At 43.0% G+C, this 15,674-nt stretch carries 13 protein-coding genes, 11 tRNA genes, 1 rRNA gene and 1 pseudogene (1 of these 26 cut by a window edge); 23 read left to right on the plus strand and 3 right to left on the minus strand.

Features of this window, described 5'->3' with window-relative positions:
• The 23 genes and pseudogenes from BrL25_RS11920 to BrL25_RS12035 form a co-directional block, all read left to right on the plus strand.
• A 23S ribosomal RNA gene (locus tag BrL25_RS11920) occupies positions 1-1,127 on the plus strand; it begins 1,802 nt to the left of the window's first position.
• A 46-nt stretch (positions 1,128-1,173) separates the two neighbouring features.
• Positions 1,174-1,250 (plus strand) — tRNA-Met (locus BrL25_RS11925).
• 12 nt (positions 1,251-1,262) lie between these two features.
• A tRNA-Glu gene (locus tag BrL25_RS11930) sits at positions 1,263-1,339 on the plus strand.
• A gap of 9 nt (positions 1,340-1,348) precedes the next feature.
• Positions 1,349-1,424, plus strand: a tRNA-Val gene (locus BrL25_RS11935).
• An 18-nt stretch (positions 1,425-1,442) separates the two neighbouring features.
• Positions 1,443-1,519 (plus strand) — tRNA-Met (locus BrL25_RS11940).
• A 7-nt stretch (positions 1,520-1,526) separates the two neighbouring features.
• Positions 1,527-1,603 (plus strand) — tRNA-Asp (locus tag BrL25_RS11945).
• A 36-nt stretch (positions 1,604-1,639) separates the two neighbouring features.
• Positions 1,640-1,715, plus strand: a tRNA-Thr gene (locus BrL25_RS11950).
• Between the two features lie 7 nt (positions 1,716-1,722).
• Positions 1,723-1,797 (plus strand) — tRNA-Gln (locus BrL25_RS11955).
• Positions 1,798-1,804: 7 nt separating this feature from the next.
• Positions 1,805-1,880: transfer RNA gene (locus BrL25_RS11960), tRNA-Lys, on the plus strand.
• A 109-nt stretch (positions 1,881-1,989) separates the two neighbouring features.
• A tRNA-Gly gene (locus BrL25_RS11965) sits at positions 1,990-2,065 on the plus strand.
• A gap of 5 nt (positions 2,066-2,070) precedes the next feature.
• Positions 2,071-2,147, plus strand: a tRNA-Arg gene (locus tag BrL25_RS11970).
• Positions 2,148-2,151: 4 nt separating this feature from the next.
• Positions 2,152-2,225 (plus strand) — tRNA-Gly (locus BrL25_RS11975).
• A gap of 540 nt (positions 2,226-2,765) precedes the next feature.
• Positions 2,766-3,746 carry a hypothetical protein gene (locus BrL25_RS24795; protein WP_236848104.1) on the plus strand — a complete coding sequence of 327 codons (981 nt, stop codon included), beginning with the start codon at positions 2,766-2,768 and terminating at the stop codon, positions 3,744-3,746.
• 551 nt (positions 3,747-4,297) lie between these two features.
• A complete protein-coding gene (gene lepB / locus BrL25_RS11985) occupies positions 4,298-4,852 on the plus strand; it encodes a signal peptidase I (RefSeq protein ID WP_018674334.1) in 555 nt (184 codons plus the stop codon).
• A gap of 219 nt (positions 4,853-5,071) precedes the next feature.
• Positions 5,072-5,896 (plus strand): sensor histidine kinase, encoded by an 825-nt coding sequence (locus tag BrL25_RS11990; protein ID WP_018674333.1) that lies wholly within the window; start codon positions 5,072-5,074, stop codon positions 5,894-5,896.
• The gene (locus BrL25_RS11995; RefSeq protein ID WP_018674332.1) at positions 5,875-6,525 is read left to right on the plus strand and encodes a response regulator; all 651 of its coding nucleotides are present in this window, start codon (positions 5,875-5,877) and stop codon (positions 6,523-6,525) included. Before BrL25_RS11990 ends, BrL25_RS11995 begins: the two co-directional genes overlap by 22 nt.
• Before the next feature lie 139 nt (positions 6,526-6,664).
• Positions 6,665-7,069: pseudogene (locus BrL25_RS12005) on the plus strand (ATP-dependent Clp protease proteolytic subunit); the annotation flags it as partial.
• 212 nt (positions 7,070-7,281) lie between these two features.
• Positions 7,282-7,527 carry a hypothetical protein gene (locus BrL25_RS12010; RefSeq protein ID WP_018674330.1) on the plus strand — a complete coding sequence of 82 codons (246 nt, stop codon included), beginning with the start codon at positions 7,282-7,284 and terminating at the stop codon, positions 7,525-7,527.
• Positions 7,528-7,637: 110 nt separating this feature from the next.
• Positions 7,638-7,814, plus strand: a complete 177-nt coding sequence (locus BrL25_RS12015) for a cold-inducible protein YdjO-related protein (RefSeq protein ID WP_018674329.1) — start codon at positions 7,638-7,640, stop codon at positions 7,812-7,814.
• An 80-nt stretch (positions 7,815-7,894) separates the two neighbouring features.
• Positions 7,895-8,275, plus strand: coding sequence for a cupin domain-containing protein (locus tag BrL25_RS12020; protein ID WP_018674328.1), 381 nt, complete (start codon positions 7,895-7,897; stop codon positions 8,273-8,275).
• A 235-nt stretch (positions 8,276-8,510) separates the two neighbouring features.
• Positions 8,511-9,428 (plus strand): NAD(P)H-dependent flavin oxidoreductase, encoded by a 918-nt coding sequence (locus BrL25_RS12025; protein ID WP_236848105.1) that lies wholly within the window; start codon positions 8,511-8,513, stop codon positions 9,426-9,428.
• Between the two features lie 19 nt (positions 9,429-9,447).
• Positions 9,448-10,347, plus strand: coding sequence for a LysR family transcriptional regulator (locus BrL25_RS12030; RefSeq protein WP_018674327.1), 900 nt, complete (start codon positions 9,448-9,450; stop codon positions 10,345-10,347).
• Between the two features lie 421 nt (positions 10,348-10,768).
• Positions 10,769-11,869: a citrate synthase/methylcitrate synthase gene (locus BrL25_RS12035; protein ID WP_018674325.1), complete on the plus strand. Its 1,101-nt coding sequence runs from the start codon at positions 10,769-10,771 to the stop codon at positions 11,867-11,869.
• A gap of 146 nt (positions 11,870-12,015) precedes the next feature.
• On the opposite strand, the gene BrL25_RS12040 is transcribed toward BrL25_RS12035, so the two are convergent.
• Genes BrL25_RS12040 through BrL25_RS12050 form a run of 3 tightly spaced genes read right to left on the minus strand, consistent with a single transcriptional unit; the run spans position 12,016 to position 15,526 of the window.
• Positions 12,016-13,338: a DUF4129 domain-containing protein gene (locus tag BrL25_RS12040; RefSeq protein WP_018674324.1), complete on the minus strand. Its 1,323-nt coding sequence runs from the start codon at positions 13,336-13,338 to the stop codon at positions 12,016-12,018.
• Positions 13,328-14,584: a DUF58 domain-containing protein gene (locus tag BrL25_RS12045; protein ID WP_018674323.1), complete on the minus strand. Its 1,257-nt coding sequence runs from the start codon at positions 14,582-14,584 to the stop codon at positions 13,328-13,330. Before BrL25_RS12045 ends, BrL25_RS12040 begins: the two co-directional genes overlap by 11 nt.
• Positions 14,585-15,526 carry an AAA family ATPase gene (locus tag BrL25_RS12050; RefSeq protein ID WP_018674322.1) on the minus strand — a complete coding sequence of 314 codons (942 nt, stop codon included), beginning with the start codon at positions 15,524-15,526 and terminating at the stop codon, positions 14,585-14,587.
• Positions 15,527-15,674: the final 148 nt, after the last annotated feature.

Genomic DNA, 15,674 nt, shown 5'->3' on the forward strand with positions numbered 1-15,674 from the left:
ACTGTTTAGCAAAAACACAGGTCTCTGCGAAGCCGCAAGGCGAAGTATAGGGGCTGACGCCTGCCCGGTGCTGGAAGGTTAAGGGGATGGGTTAGCGCAAGCGAAGCTTTGAACCGAAGCCCCAGTAAACGGCGGCCGTAACTATAACGGTCCTAAGGTAGCGAAATTCCTTGTCGGGTAAGTTCCGACCCGCACGAAAGGCGTAACGACTTGGGCGCTGTCTCGGCAAGAGACCCGGTGAAATCATAATACCTGTGAAGATGCAGGTTACCCGCGACAAGACGGAAAGACCCCATGGAGCTTTACTGTAGCCTGGTATTGAAACTTTGTGCATCATGTACAGAATAGGTGGGAAGCTGTGAAGCGAGGGCGCCAGCCTTCGTGGAGCTGTCGTTGGGATACCACCCTTGATGTACGGAGTTTCTAACTTGCCGCCCTTATCGGGTGGAAGGACCATGCCAGGTGGGCAGTTTGACTGGGGCGGTCGCCTCCTAAAGAGTAACGGAGGCGCCCAAAGGTTCCCTCAGAATGGTCGGAAATCATTCGTAGAGTGTAAAGGCACAAGGGAGCTTGACTGCGAGACCTACAAGTCGAGCAGGGACGAAAGTCGGGCTTAGTGATCCGGTGGTTCCGCATGGAAGGGCCATCGCTCAACGGATAAAAGCTACCCTGGGGATAACAGGCTTATCTCCCCCAAGAGTCCACATCGACGGGGAGGTTTGGCACCTCGATGTCGGCTCATCGCATCCTGGGGCTGAAGTAGGTCCCAAGGGTTGGGCTGTTCGCCCATTAAAGCGGTACGCGAGCTGGGTTCAGAACGTCGTGAGACAGTTCGGTCCCTATCTGTCGCGGGCGTAGGAAGTTTGAGGAGAGCTGTCCTTAGTACGAGAGGACCGGGATGGACGCACCTCTGGTGCACCAGTTGTCACGCCAGTGGCACAGCTGGGTAGCTATGTGCGGACGGGATAAGCGCTGAAAGCATCTAAGCGTGAAGCCCCCTTCAAGATGAGACTTCCCATAGCGCAAGCTAGTAAGACCCCTCATAGACGATGAGGTTGATAGGTTCGGTGTGGAAGTGCAGTAATGCATGGAGCTGACGAATACTAATCGGTCGAGGACTTATCCACATTGCCTTTATGCTGACTTCATTATCTAGTTTTGAAAGAACAATATGGCGGTGTAGCTCAGCTGGCTAGAGCGCTCGGTTCATACCCGAAAGGTCGGGGGTTCGACTCCCTCCGCCGCTACCATTATAACTACATGGCCCGTTGGTGAAGCGGTTTAACACAGCAGCCTTTCACGCTGTCATACAGGGGTTCGAATCCCCTACGGGTCACCATTTATACCTGGAGGATTAGCTCAGCTGGGAGAGCATCTGCCTTACAAGCAGAGGGTCGGCGGTTCGATCCCGTCATCCTCCACCATTTTTATTTTCATATTGTCGCGGGGTGGAGCAGCTCGGTAGCTCGTCGGGCTCATAACCCGAAGGTCGCAGGTTCAAATCCTGTCCCCGCAACCAAAATTTTGGAGCTGTGGTGAAGTTGGAGTTCACGCCGGTCTGTCACACCGGAGGTCGCGGGTTCGAGTCCCGTCAGCTCCGCCATTTTTAATTAAATAGGCTGTTGGTTATATTAAAAATGCCGGTGTAGCTCAATTGGTAGAGCACCTGACTTGTAATCAGGGGGTTGTGGGTTCAAGTCCTATCGCCGGCACCATTTTTATTGGGGTATAGCCAAGCGGTAAGGCAACGGACTTTGACTCCGTCACTCCCAGGTTCAAATCCTGGTACCCCAGCCATTTGCATGAGCCATTAGCTCAGTTGGTAGAGCATCTGACTTTTAATCAGAGGGTCGAAGGTTCGAGTCCTTCATGGCTCACCACTTTTTTTTGTTTAGCGGTCATTATAGCATTGACAGACGAGCTAGGTTCAAATTAAAGTGGTATATAGTTAATCGAAGATCTAATTACATTAAGTTATATAACACTTGTGCGGACGTAGCTCAATTGGTAGAGCGTCGCCTTGCCAAGGCGAAGGTCGCGGGTTCGAGACCCGTCGTCCGCTCCATATATGTGCCCTTAGCTCAGCTGGATAGAGCGTTTGACTACGAATCAAAAGGTCGGGAGTTCGAATCTCTCAGGGCACGCCATTACGCGGGTGTAGTTCAATGGTAGAACTCCAGCCTTCCAAGCTGGTCGCGTGGGTTCGATTCCCATCACCCGCTCCATATGAAAACATCGTAAAAAGTCTTGATATACAAGGCTTTTTTTGTTTTACCAAGCATTGACATGCGGTTCCGACTTGAAGAGCGATCGGTTACAAGTCCTCTTTCATTCCAAGAATTCGGGCGATTGATTATTGAACTACAAAATGCGAAACTACTTACTCAAATCAGAGAAGAATAAGATAAGAGTAAAGTTACATCAGAGTTATTTGCTGTCTCTGAAGCTATTGCACAGGTAGATGAAAAAATAGCAATGTTGGAAAGAAAAATTCAAAAACTTGAATGAGAGAACGAACATGACTATACAATAGTTGACTCCTGTATACAGCTTTACAAATAGATATGTAGAACGTCTTTCTCATCTGAGAAAGGCGGTTTTTTTTATCCAAAAATAAAAGAGGGCTATTATTTATATTTTATAGAATAATAAATTTCCCTAGACAAATAAATGTAATTCTTAGATATTTTATACCGAATAATTTTTAAAAGAGGAATGGCGAATTAATCGTTCCTTACATAGTATGGTATATGAAATAATTGGAGGTGTGTTTTTTGTTTAACGATAACTACGATGATTTACAACAGGTATTAAGTAATATTAATGAACCTGATTTGTTTGACTTTATGCGTCGCGATCCAATTAGTGGTAACAAACTCTATGCACGTCGAAAACGTTCTTCCCCAACTACTTCTTGCACGGACTTTACTACTTCTTGCACGTCGGACTTTACTACTTTTTCCCCGATTACAGGAATAACAGGTCCAACCGGGTCAACCGGAGCAACCGGAGCAACCGGAGGAACAGGAGCAACCGGAGCAACCGGAGGAACAGGAGCGACAGGAGCAACCGGAGGAACAGGAGCAACCGGAGGAACAGGAGCCGCAGGAGCGACCGGAGGAACAGGAGCCGCAGGAGCGACCGGAGGAACAGGGGCCACAGGAGCAACCGGAGGAACAGGAGCCGCAGGAGCGACCGGAGGAACAGGGGCCACAGGAGCAACCGGAGGAACAGGAGCCGCAGGAGCGACCGGAGGAACAGGAGCGACCGGAGGAACAGGAGCCACAGGAGCGACCGGAGGAACAGGAGCTACAGGAGCAACAGGGGGCACGGGAGCGACAGGACCAGGTTTGAATAGTTTTATTAGTGTATTCAGAAGTTTCTCTGGAACAGGAACCGACACAGTACCTGCTTTTAATCCAATAACCTTCACAAACTTAAGTAGCAATGTTGGTAGTGCGTTTCTTTTTACTGCTCCATCGAATACAATTACAATCCTACAATCGGGTTTTTACCTGTTTGATTTTGCCATTCATAATCAGGGAAGCGCAATTTTTAACTTGGAAATTGGGGGTGTTCCTGTAACGCCAACACCACTCGCTGGAGACGGGGGAGGTCCAATTGTTGGTAGTATAATTTTAAATATTACTTCTCCGACTACTGTGCAGCTCGTGAATGCAAATAATTCGCCAGCACAGCTCCATAATAATACAAACACCACACTTACAATTGTAAAACTAACGTAAACATATAACGAGGTTCAGAATTATTTACATCTTTGTGGGAGAAATTGAAGTCGATAGATTTTTTGAGCTGTACAAAATAGTGGGGCTTTTTGAATTCCGCTAGGTACAGCAAACAACACAGATCAACCAATTTTTAGCCGAGAAGAACAAAAAAGGTAGTTACAAAGCAGGATTCACCACCCATACGTGGAAAATTCCTTTTTCTAGGATGTAAACTACTATGGGTGGAACATGTTCGTAAGATATGCAACCAAACAAGTAAAATAAAAAATATGGGCGTTCCCACTTTGGTGAACTGCCGATCGGGTAAGGGTAGCTAGTGGATAGGAGCAGCAGAACTTATAAAGGAAATCTAAGTAATGCCAAGTTTTCATTGCTGAGCCACCAAGCAAAAGCCTTTCAAGCTGGTCGCGTGGGGTGGATTCCCATCACCCACTTCATATTTCTCAAAAGATAGAGCAAAATCTCTATCTTTTTTACGTTTTGAAACCTTTTTTTAGGAAGTACGTCCTTTATAGTAAGACTAACCAAAAGGAGGCTGTTAATTCTTTATGAATCAGACAGAACCTCGCTCCGGATGGAGTAGAGCAATTAAGGACTGGCTCACTTCCATCATAACAGTTTTTATTGTTACATTTGCTTTGTACACGTGGCTGGGAGCGCCCTATGTTGTGTATGGAGAATCCATGCAAAGCACTTTGCAAAATAATGAGAAGGTAGTTGTAAATAAGGCGGTATACCGTTTGCATGAACCACAACGAGGAGAAATTATTGTATTTCATGCAAACCAAAAGGAAGACTACATCAAACGTGTGATCGGAATAGCTGGTGATCGGGTAGAGATGCGTAATGATCAGCTATTTATTAATGGAAAACCTGTAGAAGAACCTTATTTAGATGAGCAAAAAAAGAAAGCTCATGCAGAGGGAAAAAAGGTAACGGAGGATTTTCCGCCGGTCACGGTTGAGGCAGGTTATATTTTTGTCATGGGAGACAATCGGCAAAACAGTAAGGATAGTAGAATGATCGGCCCTGTGTCTATTACAGAGGTCGTTGGCAGAGCTGATTTCGTTTACTGGCCACTTTCAAACGTGAGATCACCATAATGATATTTTAACGATAAGAGAATGAGTGAAAAGTTCTATTGCAACGTGTTGCATAGGACTTTTTTCTATTGTCGATAAAAGTGGCATGGCTTTCTAGTTAATATTAGTTTTATTCAAAAAATTGACCCTATATGCTGGTAAAGTGCTTCCTCTATAATATAGAGTAGCAAATGATGATTGGTTATGATTGTAAATTACAGGTAAGTCAGGAGGATACGCTTGAATTATCGATGGCTAAAATTAACGAGCATCATGCTACCTACCATTATGATAGGTGGCTTTGAATATGCGCGACACGAGTTTTTGTTACCGTATTTTACGATGGATGAAGGAAATGTCATTATTACCATTATGACTTTGGTTCTCTCATTTATATTTGCCACCTGGGTTTTTGGAAAAATCAAAAGAATGAGTGAGAGATTAGCAAAAGAAAAAGCCAAGCATGCTGTGTATGAAGAAAGGGAACGTTTAGCCCAAGAGCTACATGATAATATTGCACAAGCCATTTTCTTTTTAAACGTAAAATTAAACCAAGAACAAATTGGAGAAGCAAAGGCAACGATCTCCGAAATTGATAACCAGCTAAGACAAGCCATTTTTAATCTCCGTTCTCATCCAGAGGAGGGTGTATTATTAACCGATCGTTTGGGCAAGTGGCTACACGAATGGAGCATGATCACCGGTATCGAGGTTAAACAGGATCTTGATGGAATGGATGAATATTTTAAACAAGCGGAACAAGTCCATTTATTTAGCATTATTCAGGAATCTTTCACTAATATTCGCAAGCATGCAGATGCGAGTCATACGGAGATTCAATGGCAACTTCAAGGAACAGGCTGGTATCTACTGATTAGAGATAATGGGATGGGATTTGATGCAGAAACATTAAAACGCGAGAGATATGGTCAGACAATGATGCGAGAGCGAAGCTGGAAATTAGGAGCTAGTTTTGAGATGCGTCCAGGAACACAGGGTGGGACAGAAATTTTGATAGAGTCATTTAAAGGGGAGAGCGGAAGGTGCAGAAATACAGGGTATTAGTGGTAGACGACCATTTATTGGCTCGAACAGCTATAAAAAGTATGTTAGCAGAGGATTCCTCTTTTGAAATTGTAGGGGAGGCTGAACAAGGAGAAGAGGGAGTACGTCTTTGTAGCCAGTTGCAACCAGATGTGGTATTGATGGATATTAGCATGCCTGTATGCGATGGCTTGGAGGCAACACGACGGATTAAACAAGCCTATCCCCATATAAAAGTCGTTATTCTGAGTGTATCGGATGATGTAGCTGATCTATTTACAGCTGTGCAATTTGGGGCACAAGGTTATTTACTAAAAAATATGAATCCACATGACTGGCTATCATACTTGCGCGCTTTGCTAGAAGATAATAGTGATATTTCACGTGAATTGGCAAACAAGCTCTTCTATAAATTTCGATCAGGTCCTGTTATCGATGAACCTAGCCCGAGTGTATTAACTCCGCGAGAAACTCAAATTTTAAAATATGTATCAAAGGGAGAGACGAATAAACAGATTGCCCAGCGTCTCGTGATTACAGAACATACGGTCAAAAACCATATGAAAAATCTACTGGAAAAGCTTTATTTGGAAAACCGGGTGCAGCTAGCCTCCTATGCACTGCGTCATGGTCTATCTTCTGAAGATTAGATGTCAAAGTGGATAAATGCAATATGAGTATAAGTATACATAAAAGTATAAGTAACAGTAAAAGCAAAAGTAAAAGTAAAAGTAAAAGCAAAAGCAAAAGTAAAAGCACACAGCCTCCCTACAGTGTGCTTTTTTTTGTTACATTAATAGCCCTGGAGGCTCAACGACGGCAGGATTAGCTATTTATGATACCATGCAGTTCATCCAGCCAGATGTTTCCACGATCTGCTTAGGAATGGCGGCATCCATGGGCGCCATTCTACTGGTGGGCGGAGCAATTGGAAAACGTTACGCCCTGCCTAATGCTGAAGTAATGATTCATCAACCATGGGGGGGAACACAGGGGCAAGCCTCAGATATTCAAATTAGAGCAGAACGTATACTAAAAACGAAAGACTTACTTTGCTCCATCATTGCAGAGCGATCGAATCAGAGTGTTGAAAAAGTATCCATAGATTTTGATCGAGACTTCTTCATGTCAGGTGAGGAAGCAGTACAATATGGAATTGTTGATAAAGTAATCGAAAAGAAAGACAGGAGTTAGGAATCTTTTATCGAATTACTACATTAAAGGAGTATGAAAAGGTTACTAATTTACGATGAGCAATACCGGCGACAAATAGAAGGATTTTTAGAGATGATCAATTATTTAAGAAACATGTGATATCTATAAAAAAACCAGCAAAAATAGGCTGGTTTTTTCTGCATGTATTTGACTGAATTGATCCTGTTAGTAAATAGAAAGGAGAAGGCATTTTGAGCTCCATTCAAATCAGTAAAATAGTCATTTTGTTAGCCATTCTTGTTCATCTTCTTGGGATTGGAGAACTATTTGGTAAAGAAGTGATGCATAGTAGTCAATTACTCACTCTTTGTCTACTTATTTTAGCATTTGTTAGTTTAGGCAAAAAAAAGGGAAAAAGAAAACGAAAAAAATCGTCGACGGTAAGCACGCTCCTAAACCGAGCAAAAGAGCGATCTTCTGATGTGGATCTGTCATAAACAGTCAGGGCATAAGTGGATTTAACACTACGAAGAGGTTGGAAAAGTTCTAGATGTAAGTAATACGGCATAAAGTAGTAAAGAATCTTGTGAAAAGATAGGGGGACACAATGGCATATCGTTCAAAACGTACGATGAAGGAACACGTCTATGAGGATACCCTTGTATGGCAGTGTACAGCTTGTAACTGTTGGTCGCGAAAAGAGTTTGTGATCGTTGAGGACCCACGTTGCCCATTGTGCAACAGCAAGATGGAAGAAGAAATGAAGAATATCAGGATTGAATAAACATGGAAGCTGGTTGCCACCTTAGCAACTGGCTTTTTGTTTGAGAACCAGCACTCATTACGTAAAAAGGGGAGAGTAGGATGAAAAGATTTTCGTTTGCTCTAACGTATGGGAAAAGTATCACTCATTATGATAGTCTACACCTGATAATGTCACGAATTGGGAGGCTACCAGCAAATACCTATATGAATTGTGCTTATTTATCTCCTCAAGGAAAAATCGGCTATCATCAGGCTACATTACCTCAATTATTGTTGGTACTCAGTGGGGATGGATGGGTACGTACAGATACAAGTGACTATGTTTATGTACAAAGTGGAGATGCTATCTATTGGGAACCGGGGGAATGGCATGAAACCATTACAGAGTCCGGTATGATGTCGATTATTTTAGAAGCAAACGACCTGTTTGGAAGAATATCGATGTTGGAGTATACAGAAGAAGGAAATAGCAACACATAACGAGAATGATCTGAAAAGACAGAATTATACAGACAGGAGGAGACGACTATGTCCATGCAGTTTCAGACCAGGTTTTGCGATATCTTTGGAGTTGAAAATCCAATTATACTTGCAGCAATGGCTGGCAATATAAACTCAGCTTCACTTGTGGCAGCAGTATCAGAGGCAGGAGGCTTAGACAACCATTGCTGGAGCATATGTTACACCTCAAGCTCTACGGGAGAGAATTCGTGAAGTGAGGGCTCTAACCAATCGCCCTTTTGCTGTGAACCTACTCTTATTTGAACAACCAGAACAGCAGGAAGTAACACCTGCTTTTAGGCAGTGGCTTAATCAACAAAGGGAACGATTCAATCTTCCACCATGGACAGGTGACTGGCCAACCCTTCAAGACGAGATTACCGATTGTTTTACGGTCATTTTAGAAGAGAAGCCTGCTGTATTCAGTTGTGCGATGGGATTGCCAGGTAAATATGGAGAAAGTGCAAAGGCAGCAGGAATGAAGGTTGTAGGTATGGCGACCACACAGGCAGAGGCTGAGCAATTAGTAAGTCAGCACGTCGACGCGATCGTGGCACAAGGTGGTGAAGCTGGTGGCCATCGGAGTACTTTTAATGCAGGGGAAGATGGACCTGGAGAATGTATAGGTACGTTACCCTTAGTGGCTCAGCTTTCTTCAGCTATTCGTGAGGTGCCTATCATTGCAGCGGGTGGGATTATGAATGGTCAAAGCTTAGTAGCGGCCTTAGCGCTTGGTGCCGAAGCTGTGCAATTGGGTACTCGGTTTTTGGGATGTTCAGAAAGTACGGCCAACAAGGCTTATAAGGAACGATTGTTTCATGCAAAAGAGACAGATACAGCTGTTACAAGAGCTTTCTCGGGCAGACCAGCGCGTGGAGTTGTGAATCAATTTATGAAAGAGTTTGCTAAAAGTCAAGTAGGATCGTTGGTATACCCCATTCAGAATGAGTTAACCAAGGAGATCCGCCAAGCAGCCGGAAAGGCCTTAGATGCTGACTATCTATCGTTATGGGCTGGTCAAGGGGTAGGTATGCTCCAAAAGGAAGAGACAGCAGCAGATATCATGCATGCTTTATTGGAAGAGGCACAGCAAAGCTTTAGCAGATTACAAAACTGGATGCATGTAAAATAAATGCTTTGAGGTGAGTCGTATGGATATAAAGCTTCTGCAAACGTTCGAAGTAGCGGCATCCTGTGAGAACTTTCACCAGACGGCAGAAACGCTATATATCGCTCAACCTACCGTGACGCAACATATACGTCAATTAGAAAAAGAGTTGGATGTCGCTTTATTTGAACGAGTAGGCAAACGGGTGAGGCTAACAGCAGCTGGGAAGCGCTTCTTGTCGCATGCAAAATTGATTTTGTCACAATGGCACGCCGGTGTTGAAGAGATGGTGACATGGAAGCAAGGCTACAAGGAGATTTTGCGTATCGCGGTCTCTCCGATCATTGCTCGCACCTCACTCCCTTCGCTTATTCATCGTTATACCAAAGAGCACCCTGAGGTAGATATTACAATTAAAGTTGCCGACTCCATTGATATTGGTCTCTTGGTCCAAAGTGGACAGGCTCACTTGGGATTATCTCGAATGATTCCTTACGAAGGGCAACTGGCTGCTTATCTCATGCAGACGGACCCGATCGTATTTGCTGTGCCTCATTATGGTGGAGATATGGATGCTCCCTTACCTGACTGGGAGCAGGAGTTAATTACCAAGAGGTTGCTAACGCATAATCATCCGGTTTATTGGGACCCTCTCTTAACATCGCTCAGACAGCGAGGATTTGCTATTCGCACGATGGGAGTTACGCATGTGGACGTGACCAAACGTTTTATTGAAGAAGGACTGGGTATTTCCTTCTTACCACGATCTGCCATTTTACGTGAGTTGTTCGAAAATCGCTTTATGGAATTACCAACCCCAGGCCTAGAGCTACCAAAAGTGGCTTCCTATGTCATTTTGCCAAATAACAATTTGATAGCATCCGGACAACGATTTGTTGATATTCTAGCGACATTATATGCTCCATTACCAAAAGTGACCTAAGATTAGGAAAGCTGGGTTAACGACTAAAAATATCAAGAACCATTAAAAGCCCCCATAGGGCACCTAGAAAGATCGTGACACCAAAAAAGACGTAGACAATGTAGCGAAGTGGAGCTTGTTTTTCTTTTGCTGGCATAATGTAATCTTCCTTTCTTGTATTAGGAAAGCTAGTTGTTTGTATTAGAAGTAATTCTGATTAGTGTGCCATGAAGATACAAGCTTCATACAGGTATACCGTTTAGTAATAAATTCTAAAATAACTCCGATTACTAATACAGAATTAAAGATAAAATAGAGCGCACATAACCATTCAAATGAACGTTCCTTAATTATGTTTTGTAATCAATCACTCATTTACTATCTATTTCTACTTTTCTGAACATATTGGTATACTGTAATGAAAAGAAAGGAGTGGAAGTGAATGGAAAAAATGTTGGCGATTGGGCTTGAAGGAATTGTTGTTGCAGAAACGGATTTAAGCCTAGTTGATGGACAAAACGGATTATTGGTTTATCGGGGTCATTGGGCTCGCGATCTAGCCATTTCCCATACATTTGAAGAAGTCGCTTATTTGTTATGGTTTGGTGCATTGCCTACAGAAGAACAATTATCCGGTTTTCACACAGCATTAGCTCAACAAAGAGCCCTACCTAAAGAGGTAAAACAGGTCATAGACGCTATTCCCCATGATCGAGACATGATGACAGTATTACGGACGGCTGTCTCTGCTCTGGGGGGTGCTGAGCAAAGCTGGCCTCCTACTTTAGAGCAATCTATTGCCATCACAGCAAAAATGCCAACTATCATTGCTTATCGGGAAGCTCGAAAAGCTGGCAGGGAACCGCTAGAGCCTCGGATGGAGCTTAGTCACACGGCAAACTATCTGTATATGTTAAAGGGAACAGAAGCCAGCTACGCACATGTCAGAGCATTAGATGCGTATCTAGTTTTGACTCAAGAACATGGGATGAACGCTTCTACTTTTGCTGGACGGGTAGTAACTTCCACTCAATCGGATATTTATTCTGCGCTGACAGCAGCAATCGGTGCTTTGAAAGGTCCCTTACATGGCGCCGCTCCGTCTGAAGTTACAGAGATGATTAATGCGATTGGCAGTAAAGATAAGGCAGAAGAATGGATTCGGACACGGTTGGAGAGCGGACAACGTTTAATGGGCTTTGGGCACCGTGTATATAAAACCATTGATCCACGGGCTACAGCACTTCGTGTGGTAGCGGCAGAATTAGCGGCAGATGACCCATGGTTTGATTTAGCTACCCATGTGGAACAAGTAGGAACAAAATTATTGGCGGAGTATAAGCCAAAACGCAAACTGCATACCAATGTAGAATTTTTTGCTGCTGCGGTTATGAGAGCAGTTGGTTTGGACGAATCATTGTTTACCCCCACCTTTGCTGTTAGTCGTACAGTAGGTTGGTGTGCACACATTTTGGATCAAGCGGGTCGTAATAGAATCATCCGTCCGGAATCAGAATATACAGGAAATATGCCGAAATCTTAATCGTGAGGAACATAGAAGCGTCTATTCAAACTTCCTAGAAAAATGATAAACGTAAAATAATACGAAAAAGTAATTGATTCAACGAGAAAAAAGCTTTTCCAACATTGGGTAGAATACCTATTGAGGAGAAAAGCTTTTTTCTTTTTTTATTTATGGTCGCTGAGTGAGTAGGATAAAGTCTTGGATAAAGAGCAAAGCTGTCCAACATCTGCTTGCAAAAGCGAGATTTCCTGCTCGGATAATGTTACGCCTGCGTAGCGGTGAGCCTCATAGGCAGTAGTGATGCGTTTAGCAAGCTCAACCATTTGTTGGTTAGGACATATGCTTTGTAGGCGGTGCAAATATTCGCTGCTTGTCTCCTCTGGATAGATGAGAAATTCTTCTTTACCCATATGCATGAGAAACTGATAATAAGCGTAGCGAATGCTGTCTTCTTTTTGCACTTTCCATGTTTGTAACTCCTTTTGACTATCTTCTTTTGTTGATTTTGCAGACTGATTCAATTTGTCGATCTGAGTTGTAGCATGAGAGAACATATTGGATTGAATATCCTGCTTTTTTTTCTGGTGAGAATGCTTCCAGATTTTCCAGCTCAAGAATACAAGTATCAAGATCACAAAAGCTGAAATGAGATAAGGCTCAAGGAGTGAAAGTATGTCATCCCTATTATCTAAAGGAGCTTCCCAGTTCTTATCTTCTGGTTTTTGGTCATCTAGGTAGTTGGTTAATGAGCTATTAGAAGAAGCCATTTCTTGCAGGTTTTGAATGACACGATCTAGCCATAGCAAGATAGGAGTAAGTAAATTTTTAGCTACAGTTCCAATAGGACCTAACAATAGACCCCAACCAAGGGAAACCAGAGAATAAACAAGGCTTGCTCCTACTACATAAGCTCCTAGTAGTAATGTCTCTAATCCCCAATGTTGTGTAACTAATATTGATAATGTACCGCCAGATGTAAGACTCATCCTTTTATATCGTGTAATGAATTCCATATAACAAATCATTAGAAACCAAATCATAGAAACGGTTAATAACAGGGGAGTATCTCCCAGATGAGGGTCAGCGCTCAGCTTTTGAAAAAGCAAAAAGTAGGCATAGGCCAACATGATAATGGTGAAGCGTTTCATGAGATCGGGAAGTATTACATCATGATCTGCTATAGCGTGAAGCCGCCAATAGTAAATGCCTGCCCCCAGAAGTGCAAGAAGCATGGAATTAAAATAGAGGAAAGCTACTATTCCTACGAGGGCTACCATCCCATATAACATGAGTAATCCGACAAACTTTTGATTTATTTTTTCGTAACAGCAGGTACCAATTGCAAATAGAAGAGAGATGCAGATAAATAAACCTATTCCTTCTTTAAACGTAAAGGGTAGAAAAGCTGTTAAGAAGAAGAAAAGCGTAATGATCTGTGCCTCAAGGGTTAATAGTAGTGTATTGCGAAACGAAGTCTTACCCATCATGGGAGCTGACACACTCCTTTCCCGAAGAAGACGAATCAGCCGGACTAGAAGTTGGTTTTGGTGTAGTAGCGCGTTTATTCGAGACTGGCTTGCCTTTTAACAAGCGAAAAACTGGGTTTTCATCGGCCATGTCCAACAGGATGATCTCATGACCACGCAATATGAGCCGTTTAGTTACAAGTGCCATATCTTCATCAAAACGCGAAGAGATAAGCAGAATGGACAACTTTTGTGTATGTATTTCCAAACGCCGCAATGCTCCTATTATGGACGTTGGCATGAATTGATGCATTTTGGCTAGTTGCGTCATGACATGTACATAATGAGCTTTGCCACTACCTTCTGCTAGCTGTAAGACATCTTTTCCACGTTGTCTCACATTCAGATAAAGCGTGTAGGGGATTTTCTCCTGCCGAAATCTTGTGGCAACAGAGGCTACAGCTGAAATCAGCTTTTCATTTTCCAGATCATGAAAGCGCTGAAGCTTTGCTTCATAGATTGGAAGGATATGACCTACAATCATCCATTTTTGCTGAGAGGTATATTCAAATAATCTGGTTTGCAAGAAAGATGTTTTAGCGGTTGCTCTCCAATCGATATTTTTGAGGCGATCACCTGGCATGTAGGTACGAGTACCACGTATAAAGGAGGGATCGTCTTGCAGGCGTTGCCTAGATAAATGTTTACCTAAAGGCTCAAATGCCCCCTGTTGGTACGGAGGAATCGGAATTATCTCGGGATAGACTAACAGAGTATAAGTTGTTGGTAGCGTTTGATTACAAACCTCTGTAACAAATGGACTGATAAGCTCTACTTTTATTTCGCTGAACCAGATGACACCACGCTTACTAGGAACCAATGTAATCTCTCTCGTGGCTTGGGCCCTTGGTGGGATGTGCATGAATATTTGAACGTGGTGCTGCTTGTTTTCTTCGTTACAGGAATCAGCCCCTTCTATTTTGACAGAGAGAGGTAATGTAAGGACAAGCTTGGTAGCGGGCAACGGTAAATAGGAATGATTTTGAACTAAGACCTTTAAGGTGATAGGTGTATGTGGCATGACACGCACCTGATCACTTGTACAAGTAATGTGAATAAGCTTTGGAATTTGTTTTATCCACCATCTATGAACGTATACTAAAAAGAAGAAGAACCCACCTAGAGCAAAGTAAAACAATTGACCAGATAGGAGTGCGACCAAAAGAAAAATGCCTCCCATCAATCGAAACGAATCCACAGTCACCATTTACCGAACTCCCTCTTCAACAGGAGCAGGTACTAAGAGCAGCAGTTCGCGTACAACATCGCTTTCCATGAGTAAAAGCTCTGCTTCCATAGTTAAGCGAATTCGATGTGTGAAGAGAGGAGGAACCACAAGCTTTACGTCGTCAGGGAGTACGTAATTTCGACCTTCTACATAGGCAACTGCCTGGGCAGCGCGCACAAGTGATAGCATCGCCCGTGGGCTTATTCCGATTTCGATAGAAGGATGCGTGCGACTTGCTTCAGTCAGGTCAATGATGTAAGTCTCCACGGCTTCGCTTACATGTACCTGTCGTACTTCTTGTTGCATGAATAGAATCTCTTCGATAGTTACGACTGCTGATACCTGATCAAGTGGAGAATCATTACGAAAGCGGCGCATCATTTCCAGAGAGTCTGACCGTGTTCCATAACCGAGCGATAAGCGGAAGAGAAACCGATCTAATTGTGCTTCTGGAAGAGGGTAAGTTCCTTCAGATTCAATCGGATTCTGAGTTGCAATAACAAAAAAGGCTGGGGATAAGGTCAGGCTTGTTCCTTCAATAGACGTTTGACGCTCTTCCATACACTCCAAGAGACCAGATTGTGTACGTGGAGTGGCACGATTAATTTCGTCTGCTAATAAAACATCTGTAAATACCGGTCCTCGTCTCAGTTCGAAATCACTTGTTTTCGGATTAAAATAATGGAGCCCAACAACGTCAGATGGTAATAGATCAGCTGTAAACTGCAATCGTTGAAATGCTCCTCCAATTGTTTGAGCAAGTGTCTTTGCCAACACGGTTTTTCCCATGCCAGGTAAATCCTCCAATAAAACATGGCCACGTGCCAGTAGCCCAGCTACGAGTAGGCGAACTTCTTTTTCTTTTCCTACTACAACTGTGTTAATTGTCTCCAGAAGTTTTTGAATCTTATCTTGCTGCATAGAGTCCTCCTTTTTTAGCACCAGTAATGTATTTTCCATAACGATATAACAAAAGATCGAGCAAAGGCAATTTACAAGTAGATAAAATGTTATAAAAATTTAGAAAATAAAGGAAGTGCAACTTGGATTTATTTTCTAGTCTATTAAA

Origin of the sequence: Brevibacillus laterosporus DSM 25, from assembly GCF_002706795.1 — a bacterium.
GTDB lineage: Bacteria > Bacillota > Bacilli > Brevibacillales > Brevibacillaceae > Brevibacillus_B > Brevibacillus_B laterosporus.

What these genes read in the sequence shown, in the direction of transcription:
- BrL25_RS12045 (WP_018674323.1), bottom strand. Translation starts at nt 14,584, where the DNA reads ATGGTGACTGTGGATTCGTTTCGATTGATGGGAGGCATTTTTCTTTTG.
- lepB (WP_018674334.1), top strand. Translation starts at nt 4,298, where the DNA reads ATGAATCAGACAGAACCTCGCTCCGGATGGAGTAGAGCAATTAAGGAC.
- BrL25_RS12015 (WP_018674329.1), top strand. Translation starts at nt 7,638, where the DNA reads ATGGCATATCGTTCAAAACGTACGATGAAGGAACACGTCTATGAGGAT.
- BrL25_RS12020 (WP_018674328.1), top strand. Translation starts at nt 7,895, where the DNA reads ATGAAAAGATTTTCGTTTGCTCTAACGTATGGGAAAAGTATCACTCAT.
- BrL25_RS12035 (WP_018674325.1), top strand. Translation starts at nt 10,769, where the DNA reads ATGGAAAAAATGTTGGCGATTGGGCTTGAAGGAATTGTTGTTGCAGAA.
- BrL25_RS12040 (WP_018674324.1), bottom strand. Translation starts at nt 13,338, where the DNA reads ATGATGGGTAAGACTTCGTTTCGCAATACACTACTATTAACCCTTGAG.
- BrL25_RS12030 (WP_018674327.1), top strand. Translation starts at nt 9,448, where the DNA reads ATGGATATAAAGCTTCTGCAAACGTTCGAAGTAGCGGCATCCTGTGAG.
- BrL25_RS12050 (WP_018674322.1), bottom strand. Translation starts at nt 15,526, where the DNA reads ATGCAGCAAGATAAGATTCAAAAACTTCTGGAGACAATTAACACAGTT.